A 16,840-nucleotide genomic window follows, 5' to 3' on the forward strand; every position below is an offset into this window, starting at 1 on the left:
CTGGTGTGAACTCGTCGTTGTTGGTTGATCCTCTCTCGGTGTCCGATATTGCTTATAAGATGAGTATGTTGATAGCTGATAAGTTTCTGTATCAAAAACTGTCTATTTTAGGTAGAGATAATGCTTCTCGTTTTGATTGGGAGCATGCAGCATGTCAAACTGTTGATGTTTATTTTTATTCAGATAGTTGTGGTGGAAAAGGAGTTTAGTAGTGGAAGTTATTCATGTCTCTAAGTTCTATTTTCCTGAAAAGGGAGGTATGGAGACGGTTGTTAAGGATTTGGTTGAAGAGGCTATTACTAAAGGCGTTTTTGTGTCTGTGCACGCATTTTCTAGTTTGAAGGAAGAGTGCGAGCTTGATTATGAAGTTAATAGGTTTTATGCGCGATATGTTGTGTCGTCGATGCCGCTTAGCTTTAGATATATTTTTTCGATGAAAAACTTTAAGCGTTCCGTTATACATATTCATGCACCTAACCCACTTGCTTGCCTTGGTCTGTTTCTTGTTGATCGTTCGCTGCCGGTTGTGATAACACATCATGCTGACATGGTTGGAAAAGGTCTTTTAAAGAAGCTTATTTTCCCGTTTGTTAGGTATGCGTATAACAGGGCTGACGCTGTCATTGCGACTTCAAATAATTATGCTCATTCTTCTGAGGAGTTGCGGCCTTACTTAAGTAAAATTCAAGTTATACCGCTTGGGACGAATGTTCCTATTCGTGATGCTGGGGGAAAAAAATTAATTTCTTTTGGTCGGAAAAAAGTTGTTCTCGCTATGGGACGTTTGGTTGAGTATAAAGGATTCCGATATTTGATTGATGTCGCTAGACTTTGTCCTGATATTGAATTTCGTTTTGTCGGTGATGGCCCAGAAATGTCTACTCTATCTACTATGGCTAAAAACTTGAACAACGTTGTGCTTCTGGGTCGAGTGACAGAAGAGGAGAAGAATATAGAGCTGGATAATGCAGACTTGTTTTGTTTGCCTTCAACTACTCGAGCAGAGGCTTTTGGTGTTGTTCTTTTGGAAGCCTTAGCAAAGGGATTGCCGATTGTTACTACTGAAATTGGAAGCGGTAATAGTTTTGTCAATGTACATGGTTTGACAGGCTTCAATGTGCCTCCCGGTAACGTGCTGGCGTTAAAGGAGGCTATAGTGGGTGTGCTTTCTAATTCTTCTCAATACCAAAAAATGTCAGAAAATGCAATTAATCGGTATGAGGTTCTTTTTACTCGAAATAAAATGAGTGAAGCATATATTGAACTTTATAAAAGTTGTAAGGCACGGCGCGATGGGGGGGGGGGTATAGGTGCTTTAAGTGTGTAGTGCTCAACTATATTTTGTCGCCAGTTAGGATGAAATTTATATCTTGCTTCAACTGTCGATCATAGTCTATTGCACACTAGTGGCCACTAGTTTAGGGGATGGTTATAAATTTATAAGGTGGGGCTTGATCTAATCGCTTTCATCACCCTCCAAGCATGACTCATTCCCCAATAATAAGCTGCAAACAACAGCATAAACCCAACAAACATTACGCTCTCTGGTGTGTGAAGTCGCTCGCCGAGCAGTCCCAGTGCAGCTAACCCCGAAGCAATCCCTAGCATGATCCAAACTGTTTTTGCGGGGCTATATCCTGCTACTAGCAATATGTGATGGAAATGCTCCCTGTCTGGCGCGAAGGGCGATTTTCCTTTGCGAATGCGGCGCAACATGACGCAAACGGTATCGAGCAATGGCAGTGCGAGCAGCCAGAGCGCGGTTACCGGGCGAATGGTTCTTGCCTCAGTTGTGGTTTGTGACAGGTGAATCAGCAGGCAGGCGACAATAAATCCCAACATCATGGAGCCGTTGTCGCCCATGAATATTTTTGCTTTGGCAAGCCATGGTGTGCGCATGTTGAACATTAAAAATGCCGCGACTGTGGAGGCAAGGAAAATTAGCACAACGGCGTAGCCATGGAGGTGGGGGAGGGCCGCAATGGCTAGGCCCGCAATGGCGACAAGAACCAGGCCGCCGGCTAGTCCATCCATGCCATCAGACATATTGACGGCATTGATTACCCCGATGATCGCGAATACGGTGAACGGAATTGCGACAAGGCCGAGTGACAACGTGCCCGTGCCTATAAGATTACCCAGGTCGTGCAAAACGATATCGTTGCCCAAAATGGCCACGATGGCAGCGGCAGACTGGGCGAAAAAACGGGTGCGCGCACTTAGATTTTTTATGTCATCGATTAAACCCACGGTCAGCAGTAATCCAGCGCCAGCGATTAGGGGCCAAATGGCCGCGATAGGGTAGGGATTGACCGCAACCCCGCAAACTAATCCAGCATAAATGGCAATGCCGCCAATGACGGGGGTGGGAGCGTCGTGATGCTTTCGACCGCCAGGCTTGTCGACCAGGCCAAGTTTGGTGGCTAGAGGTGGAAGTAACCAGCAGAGTCCTAATGTGACAAAAAAACTAACCGCAATACTCGATAATAATTCCATGCAATCCGCTGTAGCAGTTTATTTTTATAGTGGTGAAAGTACCCCTAGCATAAACCAATGCTAGGGGGGATTTCTACTAGGTGCCTGGATTTAAGAATAAATTAGCGAATGCGCCGGCGTTTACAGGCTGCGAGTAGAAGGCCAACGAGCAGCATCAGTGGTGTCGGCGCGCTTACCGCAATGGGCTCAAAGCTGATGCTTTTTAGGCTGTATTCGCTATGTGCGCCGTTGTTGCTAAAGTAGAACTCCTTGCCTGTGAGACTTGGGAAAAGGACGGTTTGTATGCCGTTATCATTGATGTTGCCAGCGATGAATGAGCTGTTGATGACATTGTTTAACGTACGAACAATGAAATCATCATTCAATCCAATCTGGCTGAATGTTGCTGTGATTAGTTTGACGTCGGTGCCGAACAATAACCGAAGGCTTTCATCAGGACCGAGATTGTCTATTTCACTACCATCGCTACCTTTGGAGAGTTTGACTCCCAAACCATCTTGATCAAGAAAAACTTGGCTGGAACTGCCGTCGTGGGTATGGCTGGTTATCGTCAGGTCAATGGGGTCATTGCTCAGGTTGATCTGAGAATATTGGCCGAAACTTTGACCGCTATCGGCAAAGGTGATGTTGATGGGGGTTGCTAACGCATTGGTATGTAAAGAAAATATAAACAATGACGCGACCAGGGGCCGCGTCCAATGGTGATGTAAAAACATCGGACTCTCCTTGTGTTATGGTGAAAATGTCTTCCAGTGACGACATCCAGTATAGGGCTGTTGCAACCGCTGTCGATAGCCAATTAGTACTAGGTGGGCCGATTTTTTAAGGATGTCACAAAGCGGTACAAAATAGCGTTACAATGTGCGGGATTATCCTCGGACAAAAGGGATTTATTCTATGAAAATTGCTGTTGCGGGTACGGGTTACGTCGGCTTATCCAATGCGATGCTGCTGTCGCAGCACCATGAAGTGGTGGCCGTGGATATTATGGCGGAGAAAGTGGCGCTGCTGAATCAGAAACAGTCTCCTATCGTTGATGCGGAGATTGAGGATTTTTTACGCAATAAAAACCTTAATTTCAAAGCAACACTGGACAAAAAAGAAGCATATGTCGGGGCGGAGTATGTGGTGATCGCTACGCCCACGGATTACGATCCGGTGACAAACTACTTCAATACCAGTTCTGTTGAGGCGGTGATCAGGGATGTGATGGCGATTAATCCCAAGGCTGTGATGGTGATTAAATCTACCGTGCCAGTGGGATATACCGCAAAGGTTAAGCAGGAAATGGGATGCGAGAATATCATTTTTTCCCCTGAGTTTTTGCGCGAAGGTAGAGCCTTGTATGACAATCTTCATCCCTCGCGAATAGTGGTTGGCGAACGCTCTGATCGAGCCAGAATATTTGCAAATTTACTGGCTGAAGGTGCAATAAAGGCTAATATTTCCACTCTTTTTACTGACTCGACCGAGGCAGAGGCGATCAAATTATTTTCCAATACCTATTTGGCGATGCGCGTCGCTTATTTCAACGAGCTGGACAGCTATGCAGAAACTCATGGCTTGAGCAGCCGGCAGATCATCGAAGGTGTGGGATTGGATCCGCGCATTGGCAGTCACTACAACAATCCTTCGTTCGGCTACGGCGGTTACTGTTTACCTAAAGATACTAAGCAGTTGCTGGCGAATTATCGTGATGTACCCAATAGTTTGATTGCGGCGATTGTCGACGCTAATACCACGCGTAAAGATTTTATCGCTGAATCCATTTTGCGCCGCAAGCCGAATGTGGTTGGTGTTTACCGGTTAATCATGAAAAATGGTTCCGATAATTTCCGAGCATCCTCCATTCAGGGCATTATGAAACGTATCAAAGCCAAAGGTGTGGAAGTGGTTTTGTATGAACCAGTGCTTAAAGAAAATGAATTTTTTCGCTCACGGGTTATACGGGATTTACAGGAATTTAAACGTATCTCGGATGTGATCGTGGCTAACCGCTTGTCTGATGATATTCGTGATGTTGAGGCTAAAGTGTATACCCGAGATCTGTTTGGTAGCGACTAATGACGCAAGTATCAACTTGGCGTGACCTTGCCGCGCTACGCTGGTGGCTTTTGCTAGGGAGCCTGCTGATCGGCACTATCATTTTTTTGTCGCTAACATCGCAGCCGCTAAATACCGATGCGATTGAGTTTGGCGACAAATGGGGGCATCTGCTGGCTTATGGCGTGTTGATGAGCTGGTTTGGTTTGCTGACCTGGCGACAAGTGCAATGGCGTTTTGCATTGGGCTTTGTGGTGCTGGGAGTGACATTGGAATTTATTCAGGGGCTGACGGGCTACCGGCAGTTTGATCCGCTGGACGTGGCGGCCAATATGCTGGGTGTGATGCTGGGATATGGGCTGTGTGCTACCCGATTTCGTGACCTGTTGCTAGGACTTGAGCGTCGGCTTTTGGTTGGCGGTTGATTGGCAGTACCCAGGGCTTTTGGGTAGACTAGCCAATATTGAGGCGGAATAAATTTTAAGGAATGAAGTAATGAGTAAACCTGTACGCAAGGCCGTGTTTCCCGTTGCCGGCATGGGGACGCGATTTTTACCTGCCACCAAGGCTAATCCCAAGGAAATGCTGCCGGTGGTGGATAAACCACTGATTCAGTATGCTGCTGAGGAAGCGATTGAGGCGGGCTGCGAGCAGTTGATTTTCGTGACCAGCAGTTCCAAGCGGGCGATTGAAGATCATTTCGACAAAAACTTTGAACTCGAATACCAGCTCGAGCAAAAACGAAAGACCGAATTGCTGGAAACCGTGCGCAATGTTTTGCCCAAAGGGGTATCGTGCGTGTATGTGCGCCAGCCAGAAGCCCTAGGTTTGGGGCATGCCGTGTTGTGTGCCAAGGACGTAGTGGGTGACGAACCCTTCGCGGTAATTTTGGCCGATGACTTGATCGATGGTGGCAAGCAAGCCTGCTTGGCGCAGATGGTAGAGCAATACAATCAGCGCGGTTGCAGTATTCTTGGTACTGAGAAGGTCGATCCCAAGGACACGGACAAATACGGTATTGTCGCTGCCAGCAAGGTGGCCGAGCGCTTGGGACGTATTGATGCCATCGTCGAAAAGCCCAAGCCCGACAAGGCGCCATCTAATCAGGCGGTGGTAGGGCGTTATATTTTGACGCCGCGCATATTTCATCTGCTGGAAAATACCCAGCGGGGAGCTGGCAATGAAATCCAATTGACCGATGCTATCGCTGCGCTGCTGAACTATGAATACGTTATGGCCTATGAATTTGTAGGTGAGCGTTACGACTGTGGTGACAAACTGGGTTATTTGCGCGCTACGGTTGAATATGGTTTGAAACACAGCGATTTGGGCGAGGAATTTCGCGCCTATCTTAGTCGCTACTGTGATCCCTCGCTGTTTAAAAAATAATGTCGTTTCCTACTATTGAATCGTTTATCGGCAACACGCCCCTGGTGCGTTTACAACGTTTGCCGGGGGAAACCAGCAATACCATTTTGGTCAAACTGGAAGGCAATAATCCTGCGGGTTCGGTCAAGGACCGTCCCGCGTTGTCGATGATCAACCGCGCTGAAGCGCGCGGCGAAATTCAGCCAGGCGACAATCTGATTGAAGCCACCAGTGGCAATACGGGCATCGCGCTGGCTATGGCGGCGGCGATTAAGGGTTATAAAATGACCCTGATCATGCCCGAAACCATGAGTGCTGAACGCCGTGGTTCCATGGCTGCGTTTGGTGCCAATCTGGTACTGGTGTCCAAAGAGCAAGGCATGGAAGGTGCGCGCGATTTGGCCAAGGCCATGGAGGCGCGTGGCGAGGGCAAGGTGCTGGATCAGTTCGGCAATTTTGACAATCCGCAAGCCCATTACGACGGTACAGGGCCTGAGATCTGGCGTGATACCCATGGCAGTATTACTCATTTTGTCAGTGCAATGGGCACCACCGGTACCATCATGGGCACGTCGCGCTTTTTGCGTGAAGTCAAACCCGACATTGAAATCGTAGGCGTACAGCCCAAAGAAGGTGCGAGTATTCCCGGCATTCGTCGCTGGCCGGCGGAATATTTGCCAAAAATTTACGATGCCACCAAAGTGGATCGGATTATCGATGTATCGCAAGAGGACGCCGAAAACACCATGCGTGCACTGGCTGCGCGCGAAGGTATTTTTTGTGGTGTGTCCTCTGGTGGTGCGGTGGCTGCGGCGTTAGCCTTGTCAAAACAGGTGGAAAGTGCAGTGATCGTCGCGATTATTTGTGATCGCGGTGACCGTTATTTGTCCACCGGAGTATTTAATTCTTGATAAATATTTTCGCTTTTTCGCTCAAAACCATTCCAGACCTGGACGCAGGGCGTCGGTTGTATGCGCTACAGGACGTGAGCGATAAGGAAGTCGGCAGCATCATGTTCCACAAGCGGCGTCAGCAGACGAGTAGCTCGGAAATTTTACCGTTGCATTTGCAGCGAGTGATGACATTGTCAGCGTTGTTGCGCGATCAAGATGGATTGGTGCTGCACTCTTTTTCTGGTGATGAAGCCGATGTGTTGCAGTCATTTATTGACGTGCATGCTGAATATCAGCCGCTGCTGGTGAGCTGGAATAATCGACGCAATGACTTACCGTTGCTGAATTATCGTTTGCTGGCAAAACGACTGGTTTCCCAAGCCTATTGGCATGGTGGCGAATGTGAAGACGATCATTGCGACCACGACCACGACCACGACCACGCTCATGATCTGCGTTCGCTGGATTTGTCTGACGAGTTAAATGGTGACGCGCTAGAGCTGCAGGTGCCACTGGTGCAGATGGCTGCAGTGTGTGATTTGCCGTTGCCAACGTGTTTGGACAACGCGCAAATCTGGAAGCATTTTTTAGCCGGTGAATTGTCCCCTGTTGCAGCTTGCAGCGATCTTGAAGCGATCACCAACTATCAACTGTTTTTGCGATATCAGCTGATCAATGGTGGCTTGAGCATGGACGACTATCAGCACGAAACTGGATTGTTGCGCAACGTGTTGCAGCAACAGCGAGGACCACATTTTCAAACCTATTTAACCGCTTGGTCACAGGCAAAATAATTTCCATGGCAAGAAAAAATCAACGACTTCCCAAAGACCCGGTGCGGGCAACTATTGATACGCAGGCCCACGATGGACGCGGCGTGGCCAGGGTTGATGGCAAAACGGTATTTGTCGAGGGAGCACTGGCGGGTGAAGATGTTAGCTTCACCTATCTCAACAGCAAAAAAAATTATGATGAAGCTGTGGTGCAGGAAATTTTTTCCCCAGCGGCGGAACGGGTGACTCCTAAATGTGCAGCCTACGGTGTGTGTGGCGGTTGCTCATTAATGCATCTGGAGCACGGAGCACAGATTCGTTTTAAACAGCACGACATGCTGGAAAAATTGAAACGTATGGGCAAATCCGAGCCGTTGGAGGTTTTAGCGCCATTGGTGAGCGAGCTTTGGGGTTATCGTCGCAAGGCGCGCCTGGGTGCCAAATTTGTTGCCAAAAAGGGCCGAGTGCTGGTGGGGTTTCGTGAGAAGCGTGCACCTTTTCTGGCCGAGATGGAGCGTTGCGAGGTGTTGCATCCGTCTGTGGGGCAGCACTTGCAGGACTTGTCGGAGTTAATTGGCAGCTTTTCGCAGCCCGACACGATTCCGCAAATTGAAGTGGCCATTGGCGATGAGGTGAAAGGGCTGGTGTTTCGGCACTTGCAGCCTTTGGCGCCCGGTGACTATCAAAAGTTGCAGGCGTTTGGTGTGCAGCATGATTTTCAGATTTATTTACAGCCGAAAGGGCCTGACAGCATTACCGCACTGTACCCTGAAACGCCGCGTCCGCTGAGTTATCGTTTGCCGGATTTTGATGTGACGCTGCAGTTCGAACCGAGTGATTTCACCCAGGTTAACACCGGCATCAATCGGCAGATGGTGGCGCGCGCTATTGATCTTTTGGACGTGCAGCCTGGTGAAACGGTGCTGGATTTATTTTGTGGTCTGGGCAATTTCAGTTTGCCACTGGCACGCAAGGCGACGCGGGTGGTGGCGGTGGAAGGTGAACGTGGTTTGGTTGAACGGGCACGGGCCAACGCTGAGCGAAATGGTTTGCAAAATGTAGAATTCCACGTGGCTGACTTGTTTGCTGATTTCACCCAGGCGCCTTGGATGCAGGCAGTAGACAAGCTGTTGCTTGATCCACCACGTAGCGGTGCGATCGAAGTATCGCGCCTGCTGAACAAATTCAAGCCAAAACGGATTGTTTACGTTTCCTGTGATCCGGCCACGCTGGCGCGGGACGTTGAGGAAATTGTGCATAATCAGGGGTACAGGTTGCTCAAGGCAGGTATCATGGACATGTTCCCGCATACCGGGCATGTGGAATCGATTGCGGTGTTTGAGCAGTCATAGTAAGGTTTTTATTTTCGCAGTAAACGGGGTAGAAAAAGAATGAGTGGAAAAAGAAAGGTAGCGCTGATTACCGGTGTGACTGGCCAGGATGGGGCTTATCTTGCCGAGTTTTTGTTGGCCAAGGGCTATATTGTCCACGGGATCAAACGTCGTGCCTCCTCGTTTAATACGGATCGTATTGATCATCTGTATCAGGATCCGCATCAGGAAAAACGTCGCTTTTTTCTCCATTACGGGGATTTGACCGACTCGACCAATTTGATTCGAATTATTCAGGCTACCCAGCCGGACGAAATTTATAATCTCGCTGCTCAGAGCCACGTTGCGGTTTCTTTTGAAACACCAGAGTACACCGCTAATGCGGATGCTATCGGCACGCTGCGCATTCTGGAAGCAATTCGTATTTTGGGCCTGGAAAAGAAAACGCGTTTCTACCAGGCTTCTACGTCCGAGATGTTTGGCAAGGTGCAGGAAATTCCGCAAAAGGAAACAACGCCGTTTTATCCGCGCAGCCCGTATGGGGCGGCGAAGGTCTATGCTTACTGGATCACGGTTAATTATCGTGAAGCCTACGGCATGTTTGCTTGTAACGGCATTCTGTTCAATCACGAATCGCCGCGTCGTGGCGAGACGTTCGTAACCCGCAAAATCACCCGTGCGGTGGCACGGATAAAGCTTGGCCTGCAGGATCGGTTGCATCTGGGCAACATGGATGCACTGCGTGACTGGGGTCATGCGCGCGATTACGTCGAGGCGCAGTGGTTGATGTTGCAGCAGGACGAGCCAGAGGATTTTGTCATTGCTACCAACAAGCAAATTTCCGTACGCGAATTCGTCAACGCTGCGTTTGCTGAAGTGGGTATGTCACTAAAGTGGCAAGGCGAAGGGGTGGACGAACAGGGTATTTGCAGCAAAACCGGCAAGGTGCTGGTCGCGGTCGACCCACGCTATTTCCGTCCGACCGAGGTTGAGACCCTGTTGGGCGATGCATCCAAAGCCAAAGCGAAACTGGGCTGGGAAGCGAAAACTACTCTGGAGGAAATGGTCGGAGAAATGGTGCGCGAAGATTTGAAAATCGCCGAAAAGGATAGTCTGTGTAAGGACTCCGGCTTTCCGGTCTACGAGTACCACGAATAACCCGCAACATACCAATGAAAACAAAAAAGCCCCGAATTCCGGGGCTTTTTTGCGACGCAAGCTGCGAGCTATTTAGTCGTCGTTGGCAAAACCGATCAAATGCAGCAGGGCGGTGAACAGATTGTAAATGCTCAGGTAAATGCCCACTGTCGCCATGATGTAGTTGTCCTCGCCACCGTTTACCAGGCGGCTGGTGTCGTACAGCATGAAGCCCGCCATCAGCATGGCCACTGCGCCAGACAACGCCAGCGACGCCATTGGCATCGCGTAGCCAAACAGACCGGCGATCAGCAGTGCCAGCATGGCGACGATGACCACAATCATGCCTGCCATCAGGAATCCGCCCATGAAGCTGAAATCCTTTTTGGTAACCATGACATAGCCAGTCAGGCCCAGGAAGATGGCCGCCGTCGCGCCAAAGGCCATCATCACGATCTCACCACCGTTGGCCATGCTCAGGTAGTGGCTCAAAATGGGGCCCAAACCAAATCCCAGTAGCCCGGTGATGCCGAACACAACGGCCAGACCGCTGGAGGAGTTTGCTGTTTTAGGCAAAACCAGCCAGATCAACGCCAATGCGCCCAGCGAACAAACCAGGCCGATAAACTGTGGCGGCTGAATGGCCAGCGAAATACCGGCGGTGATGGCGCTGAAAACCAGCGTCATCGCCAGCAGCGTGTAAGTGTTGCGGATCAGTTTGTTCGTCGCCGCTGTGGAGACCGCAGTGGTGGAAAAAACTGGTGAATTCATGGGTGAATTACCTCTTTGCTTTGGGAAAGGGATGTCGCGCCTAATGAGACCACGAACCACGGGAAAGGTTCAAGTCTGTTGTTTGGTTAATCTGCATGCAAATCGGTGATTGACCTAAGAAACTTTAGTTTTGGCACTGGATTTTCGTGATTATTTTCGTTATTCTTGCGCCACGTTTTGCCTGACCACCAAAAAAGGTCTGTGCCCAAACGTTGGAGAGGTGGCTGAGCGGTCGAAAGCGGCGGTCTTGAAAACCGTTGAAGGTATCCCCTTCCTAGGGTTCGAATCCCTACCTCTCCGCCATAAATTCTAAAAAAGCCCGACATTTCAATATGTTGGGCTTTTTTGTTTCTGGGTGGTTCCCCATTGCCACCTGCAAATGAATCCGGCGTTTTAGACGTTATTTTCCCGATCGGGAAAATAACGGTTACATATTGAGCGGATGAGGGGGGCGTCATTCCCGTGCGGGAATGTTTTGTCGGCCCAGGATGTGGGTCGTCGTTGCCGCTCGTGTGCCCCATGCCATTATCTGAATTGGTACAAATCGGCGTAGTTACGTGACCTGCGCTAATGGGCTGAGAAAGCCGGATGCTGAACATCTCTCCAATTCGGTTCTACAGGGATAGGTTCGTGTGTTTGCCTTTCGAAATGTGTAATTTTGATTGTGCTGCCGGGCGGTAGATCAACGGGTAGCTCAGTGCTGAAAAACGCTTTAGAGGAGTTAACACTGCGGCGCATGTAGCTAATGTCAGCCTCTTTTAGCATCTTCCCTTGGGGATCAATTAGCGTGATATGAAGATGTCCCGGAATGGGGGTGCGACGACTACTCTGGTGGGGTTTAACTTCTCCTCGTAATAAAAGTTGGCCATCGGAGTGTTTTAGATACACATGACTGATATTGGCAGTATTTGAATCGACACGTTCAATGGTGATCTTGTTTTCGTCTTTCACCAATTTTGTTGTTGTACAGGCTGTTGCCGCAAACAGGGTAATGCCTAGGACGAGGATGCTTGGGATGAAATGATTGCGACGTGATTTATACATAGTGGTTCTCCATTTGTGTTTTGATCGTTGAGTTATTTGTCTGCGTGTTTGCGGTATGCCAGTCGGTAGAGCACCGGCAGTACCAATAAGGTCAGCAGGGTGGATGAGATGATTCCGCCGATGACGACGGTAGCCAGGGGGCGCTGTACTTCCGCACCGGTGCCGATATTGAGAGCCATGGGTACAAAGCCGAGGCTGGCTACGAGGGCAGTCATCAGAACTGGCCGCAGGCGGGTGAGGGCGCCTTCGATAATGGCCTGTTCCAGGGCAATGCCCTTGGCGATCAGGTCGCGAATGAAAGAAAGCATCACCACACCATTGAGTACCGCCACACCGGAGAGAGCGATAAAGCCCACGGCGGCGGAGATGGAAAGAGGCAGGTCACGTAGCGCCAGGGCTGCTACGCCGCCAGTCAAAGCCAGGGGCACACCGCTGAAAACCAGGGCCGCATCTTTGACCGAGTTAAAGGCCATGAACAGTAGGCCGAAGATGATCAGCAGCGTTAGCGGTACGACGATGGTCAGCCTCTGTGAGGCGGAGATTAGTTGCTCAAAGGTGCCTCCGTAGCCAAGCCAATAACCCGCAGGCAGTTTCACCTCACGTGCCACTGCTGCTTGTACATCTGTGACGAAACCGCCCAGATCGCGTTCGCGAACATTGGCCGTAACTACCACGCTGCGCTTGCCGTTTTCGCGGCTGATCTGGTTCGGGCCGAGGGTGATCTCAATGTCGGCCACTTCCTGTAGGGGAATGGTGTGGGGCGGCGTCTGGATTAGTCCCAGTGAGTCAGCATCTCCATCAATTTCACGCTGAATGTTACCCGGTAACGGAATCGGCAGGCGCTTGAGGGCATCCAGATCGGTGCGTATTGATTCTGGTAGACGTAGCACCAGATCAAAACGGCGGTCCCCTTCGAAAATCTGGCCGACCGTTTCGCCCGCTACGGCCACCCGTAGCGCGTTTTGCACCGCCGCGACATCGAGACCGTAGTAGGCTAATTGTTCGCGCTTGGGTATCACCGACAACAACGGCAGGCCGGTGGCCTGTTCGCTGCGGGCATCGGCTGCGCCTGGTACGGCGGCGACGACTCTTTCAATCTGCTCGGCCAGTTCAACCAAGGTATCTAGATCATCGCCGTAGATCTTCACAGCCAAGTCGGATCGTACACCCGAGATCAGTTCGTTAAAACGCATCTGAATCGGCTGGGTGAACTCGTAGTTGTTGCCGGGAATGGTCTTGGCTGCGGCCTCCATTTCCGCAATCAACTCGGCCTTGGGTTTGCGCGGATCGGGCCAATCGTTCCGTGGTTTCATCATGACAAAGGTGTCGGCCACGTTGGGCGGCATTGGGTCGGTGGCCACTTCAGCGGTGCCGATTTTAGTAAAGATGTGGGAGACCTCCGGGAATTTGCTGAGTTCTGCCTCCAACGTGCGTTGCATCTCCACTGCCTGGGTTAGGCTGGTGCCTGGAATACGCAGGGCGTGCAGGGCGATATCACCTTCATCTAGGCTGGGCACAAACTCGGTGCCCATGCGGGTGGTTTGCACTATCGAAAGTACCACCAGCAGCACCGCGCCCGTGACTACCGGTAGGCGGTGTTTTAATACCCAGCGCAGTACCGGCTCGTAGCTGCGGCGTGCCCCGCGCATGAGCAGGTTTTCGCGTTCTTTGACTTCACCTTTGACAAACAATGCCACGGCGGCTGGCACGGCGGTCAATGACAGAATCAACGCAGCGGTCAGTGCCATCACCACGGTCAGTGCCATGGGGTGGAACATTTTGCCTTCGACGCCGGTTAGCGCAAAAATCGGCACGTAAACAATCATGATAATGATCACGCCGAACACACTGGGGCGGATTACCTCCACTGTCGCCTCGCGCACGATGTGCAGGCGGGTGGTCAGGTCGGGCAGCGTTTGGGTGCGTTTTTGATAGAGCGCCAGGTGTCGCAGGCAGTTTTCAACAATGATGACCGCGCCATCGACGATCAGGCCGAAGTCCAGAGCGCCCAGGCTCATCAAATTGCCCGAGGTGCGTGACTCCACCATGCCAGTGATCGTCAGCAGCATTGCCACCGGAATCACTGCCGCAGTAATCAGCGCCGCACGCCAGTTGCCCAGCATCAGAAACAGGATGACGATGACCAGCAAGGCCCCTTCGACGAGGTTTTTCTGCACCGTGTCGATGGTCTTGTCAACGAGGTTGGTGCGGTCGTAAAGCGGAGTTAACTCCACCCCTTCAGGTAGAGAAGGTTTGATTCCTTCCAGCTTCTGCGCCGTAGCGCGAGAGACGACACGGCTGTTTTCACCCATCAGCATGAACACGGTGCCCAACACCACTTCTTCGCCGTTTTGGGTCGCCGCGCCGGTGCGCAGTTCACTGCCGAGAGTGATTTTGGCAATGCTGCCCAGTTGAATCGGCACACCGTTGCGCTTGGCCACGGTGATGGCGCGGATGTCGTCGAGATTGGCCAGTTGGCCTGGCGAGCGCACCAGATACTGCGCCCCAAACCGCTCGATATAGCCGGCGCCAGTGTTGAGATTGTTGCGCGCCAGGGCGGCCATGATCTCTTCCAGTGTCAGGTCGTAGGCCAGCAGTTTGTCGGGATCGGGCAGTACATGGAACTGCTTGGTGTATCCACCGATGGTGTTCACTTCCACTACGCCGGGGGTGTTACGCAGTTGCGGCCGAACGATCCAGTCTTGAACTGTGCGCAGGTCCATCGGTGTCATGTCGCTGCCTTCGCGTGCGGACACGGTGTACATGAAGATCTCACCCAGGCCGGTGGCAATGGGGCCCATTGTTGGTTCGATGCCTTCGGGTAATTGCTCTTTTACCTCAGACAGTCGTTCATTGATGAGCTGGCGGGCGAGGTATTTATTGGTGCCGTCCTTGAATACCACGGTCACCTGCGACAGGCCGTAACGAGAGATGGAGCGGGTATATTCCAGGTGAGGAATACCCGCCATCGCCGTCTCGATGGGGAAGGTGATGCGTTGCTCCGCCTCCAGTGGCGAATACCCCGGCGCATCAGTGTTGACCTGCACCTGGACGTTGGTGATGTCAGGTACCGCATCGATAGGCAATTTTTGGTAGTTATACAAACCCAGGGCGGACAGTGCGATCACCGCGATCAGCACTAACCAGCGATGAGCCAGCGAAAACGCGACCAATTTATCAATCATGGCTCAGGCTCCTAGTGGTCATGCGAGGCGCCGGACTTTTCGATGTCGGCCTTGATCAAGTAGCTATTCTCGGTCACGTATTTTGTGCCTGGTTTCAGACCACCCAGCACTTCAACCCAGTCGTGATCCTCACGCCCCAGCTCCAACATACGCACCTCGTAGGTATCCCCGATTTGGGCGAATACCACCTGAAAATCACGAAACGCCTGGATGCCTGATTTGCGCACCGCTAGGGGGGCCTCATGTTCGGCTACGGTGATTCGGCCACGGATAAATTGACCGGGACGCAGTTTCAGCGATTTGTTATTGACGACTACGCGTGCCTGGATGCTTTGACTCGCGTGAGCGGTCATCGGAGAGAGCCAGTCAACTTTGCCTGTCACTTCTTCTCCACTCAGTGTTTCGAGTACCACGGATTGTCCGGCTTGGACGCGACTGATGTCCTGATTAAAGACATCCAGTTCGGCCCAGACCTTGGTGAGATCGGCAATGATGAAAAGTGGTGCTTCGACAGTCGTTTCACCTACCTGTACATCGCGTTGGACGATGACACCACTAATGGGGGCTGTGACCTGGTAGGTTTGCAGGCTTTCGTTGCTTTGAATCTCAGCCAGTACGTCGCCACGGTTTACTCTGTCACCCAATTCGCGTTTGACCTGTTTCACCATGCCGGGGAAGCGGGCGCGCACCTGTGAAAGACGGTTGGGATCTACCTCGATGCGACCTGTAAGGTTCAAGTTCTCCTGAATGGATCGTGGTCCGGCGATTTCGGTTTTAACACCACTCTTTGCAGCGATGTCGCTAGCGATCTGAACGCGGCCTTCGTAGTTGTTGTACCGCCAGCTATGCTGTTTGCCCTGGAAAGTGGCTTCGACACTCACATCGAATGAATGGGGTTCGGTGACAATGCCGTCACCGCGCAGGAAGTCTGCCTGTGGTGTGAAATTAAAGGTATCGACCTGACCGTCGAGACGAGTTAGTTTGATGAGCGCAGTGACATCGGCGGGGTTAATTAACTTGTCATTGTCATAGCTGTAGAGATGAAACTCCGGCGGCACACCCTTTTCGAACAAGGTGATCTCCAGGGCGAAGTCACCATTTTTTAGAAGACGACCACCTAGGGGGCCTTTATCTGATTCTTCTTCAAGCTCAGAGTAGTCGCCATGTGCGTGAACATCGTGATCGTCATGGTGCGGTTCTGCGAGCAGCAACCAAACTATCAAGGTTCCACCGATGATGGCGACCAAAAGGGTATACAGAATATTCTTGCTCATAACTGTTCTCCTGAGTGCAGCGCCACACCCGTTAGTCGTTCGATTTCGATTTTTAGGCGATGATAGTTGGCTGCGGTTGTGACCTTTTCCAGGCGGGCATCTAAAAGTTCCTGCTGTGCCGCATTGAGTTCAAGCAGGGAGAAACGAGCTCTTTCATAGCCGTGTTTATAATCTCGGGCTGCCTGTTCTGCTTCAGGGATAATGCGTTGACTCAATGTCTCAAACGCAGTCTGTGAATGAAGAAGTTCTTGGTAGAGTTGATACAGCGTGCTATGGAGCGACAGGCGTGTTTGCTCAAAACGTAGAGGTTCACGTTTGGCCAGGTATTGCATCTCATCAACTTGTGGTTGAGCACGTGAGCGTGCACCAAACGGAATGCCTACGGAAAGCACTAAAGCCGCATTGTCGCTGCCATTGAAATGGCGGATGCCGCCGGACAATTCGAGGTTAGGTGTACGTTTACTTTGCGCAAGATTTAAACGAGCCTGAGACACGCGTTCTTCTGTAGCAAGTCGAATAAGTTCC

16 protein-coding genes and 1 tRNA gene are annotated in these 16,840 nt (G+C 51.1%); 10 read left to right on the forward strand and 7 right to left on the reverse strand.

Going from position 1 to position 16,840, the window contains the following annotated elements; translation table 11 throughout:
• Positions 1-209 (forward strand): hypothetical protein (locus OEW58_12560; protein MDH5302182.1); only part of this gene is annotated, 209 nt, incomplete at its 5' end.
• A gap of 2 nt (positions 210-211) precedes the next feature.
• Positions 212-1,327 (forward strand): glycosyltransferase, encoded by a 1,116-nt coding sequence (locus tag OEW58_12565; GenBank protein MDH5302183.1) that lies wholly within the window; start codon positions 212-214, stop codon positions 1,325-1,327.
• A gap of 110 nt (positions 1,328-1,437) precedes the next feature.
• Here OEW58_12565 and OEW58_12570 read toward each other — a convergent pair whose 3' ends face one another.
• Both OEW58_12570 and OEW58_12575 read right to left on the reverse strand, forming a co-directional pair.
• The gene (locus tag OEW58_12570; GenBank protein MDH5302184.1) at positions 1,438-2,496 is read right to left on the reverse strand and encodes an undecaprenyl-phosphate alpha-N-acetylglucosaminyl 1-phosphate transferase; all 1,059 of its coding nucleotides are present in this window, start codon (positions 2,494-2,496) and stop codon (positions 1,438-1,440) included.
• A 101-nt stretch (positions 2,497-2,597) separates the two neighbouring features.
• Entirely contained in the window at positions 2,598-3,212 is a 615-nt protein-coding gene (locus OEW58_12575; protein MDH5302185.1) for a hypothetical protein, read from the reverse strand.
• A 181-nt stretch (positions 3,213-3,393) separates the two neighbouring features.
• On the opposite strand from OEW58_12575, the gene OEW58_12580 reads away from it, so the two are divergent.
• From OEW58_12580 to gmd, 7 genes are all read left to right on the forward strand, one after another.
• Positions 3,394-4,560 carry a nucleotide sugar dehydrogenase gene (locus OEW58_12580; GenBank protein ID MDH5302186.1) on the forward strand — a complete coding sequence of 389 codons (1,167 nt, stop codon included), beginning with the start codon at positions 3,394-3,396 and terminating at the stop codon, positions 4,558-4,560.
• Positions 4,560-4,964, forward strand: coding sequence for a VanZ family protein (locus OEW58_12585; GenBank protein MDH5302187.1), 405 nt, complete (start codon positions 4,560-4,562; stop codon positions 4,962-4,964). The genes OEW58_12580 and OEW58_12585 overlap by 1 nt, the downstream gene beginning before the upstream one ends.
• 70 nt (positions 4,965-5,034) lie before the next feature.
• Complete coding sequence (galU, locus tag OEW58_12590) at positions 5,035-5,928, forward strand: UTP--glucose-1-phosphate uridylyltransferase GalU (protein MDH5302188.1); 894 nt, start codon at positions 5,035-5,037, stop codon at positions 5,926-5,928.
• Positions 5,928-6,818, forward strand: coding sequence for a cysteine synthase CysM (gene cysM, locus OEW58_12595; GenBank protein MDH5302189.1), 891 nt, complete (start codon positions 5,928-5,930; stop codon positions 6,816-6,818). Before galU ends, cysM begins: the two co-directional genes overlap by 1 nt.
• Entirely contained in the window at positions 6,815-7,594 is a 780-nt protein-coding gene (locus tag OEW58_12600; protein MDH5302190.1) for a 3'-5' exonuclease, read from the forward strand. The genes cysM and OEW58_12600 overlap by 4 nt, the downstream gene beginning before the upstream one ends.
• Positions 7,595-7,599: 5 nt before the next feature.
• The gene (gene rlmD / locus OEW58_12605) at positions 7,600-8,925 is read left to right on the forward strand and encodes a 23S rRNA (uracil(1939)-C(5))-methyltransferase RlmD (protein ID MDH5302191.1); all 1,326 of its coding nucleotides are present in this window, start codon (positions 7,600-7,602) and stop codon (positions 8,923-8,925) included.
• A gap of 39 nt (positions 8,926-8,964) precedes the next feature.
• Entirely contained in the window at positions 8,965-10,062 is a 1,098-nt protein-coding gene (gene gmd / locus OEW58_12610) for a GDP-mannose 4,6-dehydratase (protein MDH5302192.1), read from the forward strand.
• A gap of 72 nt (positions 10,063-10,134) precedes the next feature.
• Here gmd and OEW58_12615 read toward each other — a convergent pair whose 3' ends face one another.
• A complete protein-coding gene (locus OEW58_12615) occupies positions 10,135-10,812 on the reverse strand; it encodes a Bax inhibitor-1/YccA family protein (protein MDH5302193.1) in 678 nt (225 codons plus the stop codon).
• A gap of 214 nt (positions 10,813-11,026) precedes the next feature.
• Between OEW58_12615 and OEW58_12620 the strand changes: the two genes are divergently transcribed.
• Positions 11,027-11,115, forward strand: a tRNA-Ser gene (locus tag OEW58_12620).
• A gap of 264 nt (positions 11,116-11,379) precedes the next feature.
• Here the strand turns inward: OEW58_12620 and OEW58_12625 are convergent.
• From OEW58_12625 to OEW58_12640, 4 genes are all read right to left on the reverse strand, one after another.
• The gene (locus tag OEW58_12625; protein MDH5302194.1) at positions 11,380-11,856 is read right to left on the reverse strand and encodes a hypothetical protein; all 477 of its coding nucleotides are present in this window, start codon (positions 11,854-11,856) and stop codon (positions 11,380-11,382) included.
• Positions 11,857-11,888: 32 nt separating this feature from the next.
• Entirely contained in the window at positions 11,889-15,041 is a 3,153-nt protein-coding gene (locus OEW58_12630) for a CusA/CzcA family heavy metal efflux RND transporter (protein ID MDH5302195.1), read from the reverse strand.
• An 11-nt stretch (positions 15,042-15,052) separates the two neighbouring features.
• A complete protein-coding gene (locus OEW58_12635; GenBank protein MDH5302196.1) occupies positions 15,053-16,315 on the reverse strand; it encodes an efflux RND transporter periplasmic adaptor subunit in 1,263 nt (420 codons plus the stop codon).
• A partial coding sequence (locus OEW58_12640; protein ID MDH5302197.1) for a TolC family protein occupies positions 16,312-16,840 on the reverse strand: 529 nt, incomplete at its 5' end. The genes OEW58_12640 and OEW58_12635, both read right to left, overlap by 4 nt.

The sequence above is a fragment of the Gammaproteobacteria bacterium genome (assembly GCA_029884425.1).
Classification (GTDB): Bacteria; Pseudomonadota; Gammaproteobacteria; order S012-40; family S012-40; genus JAOUHV01.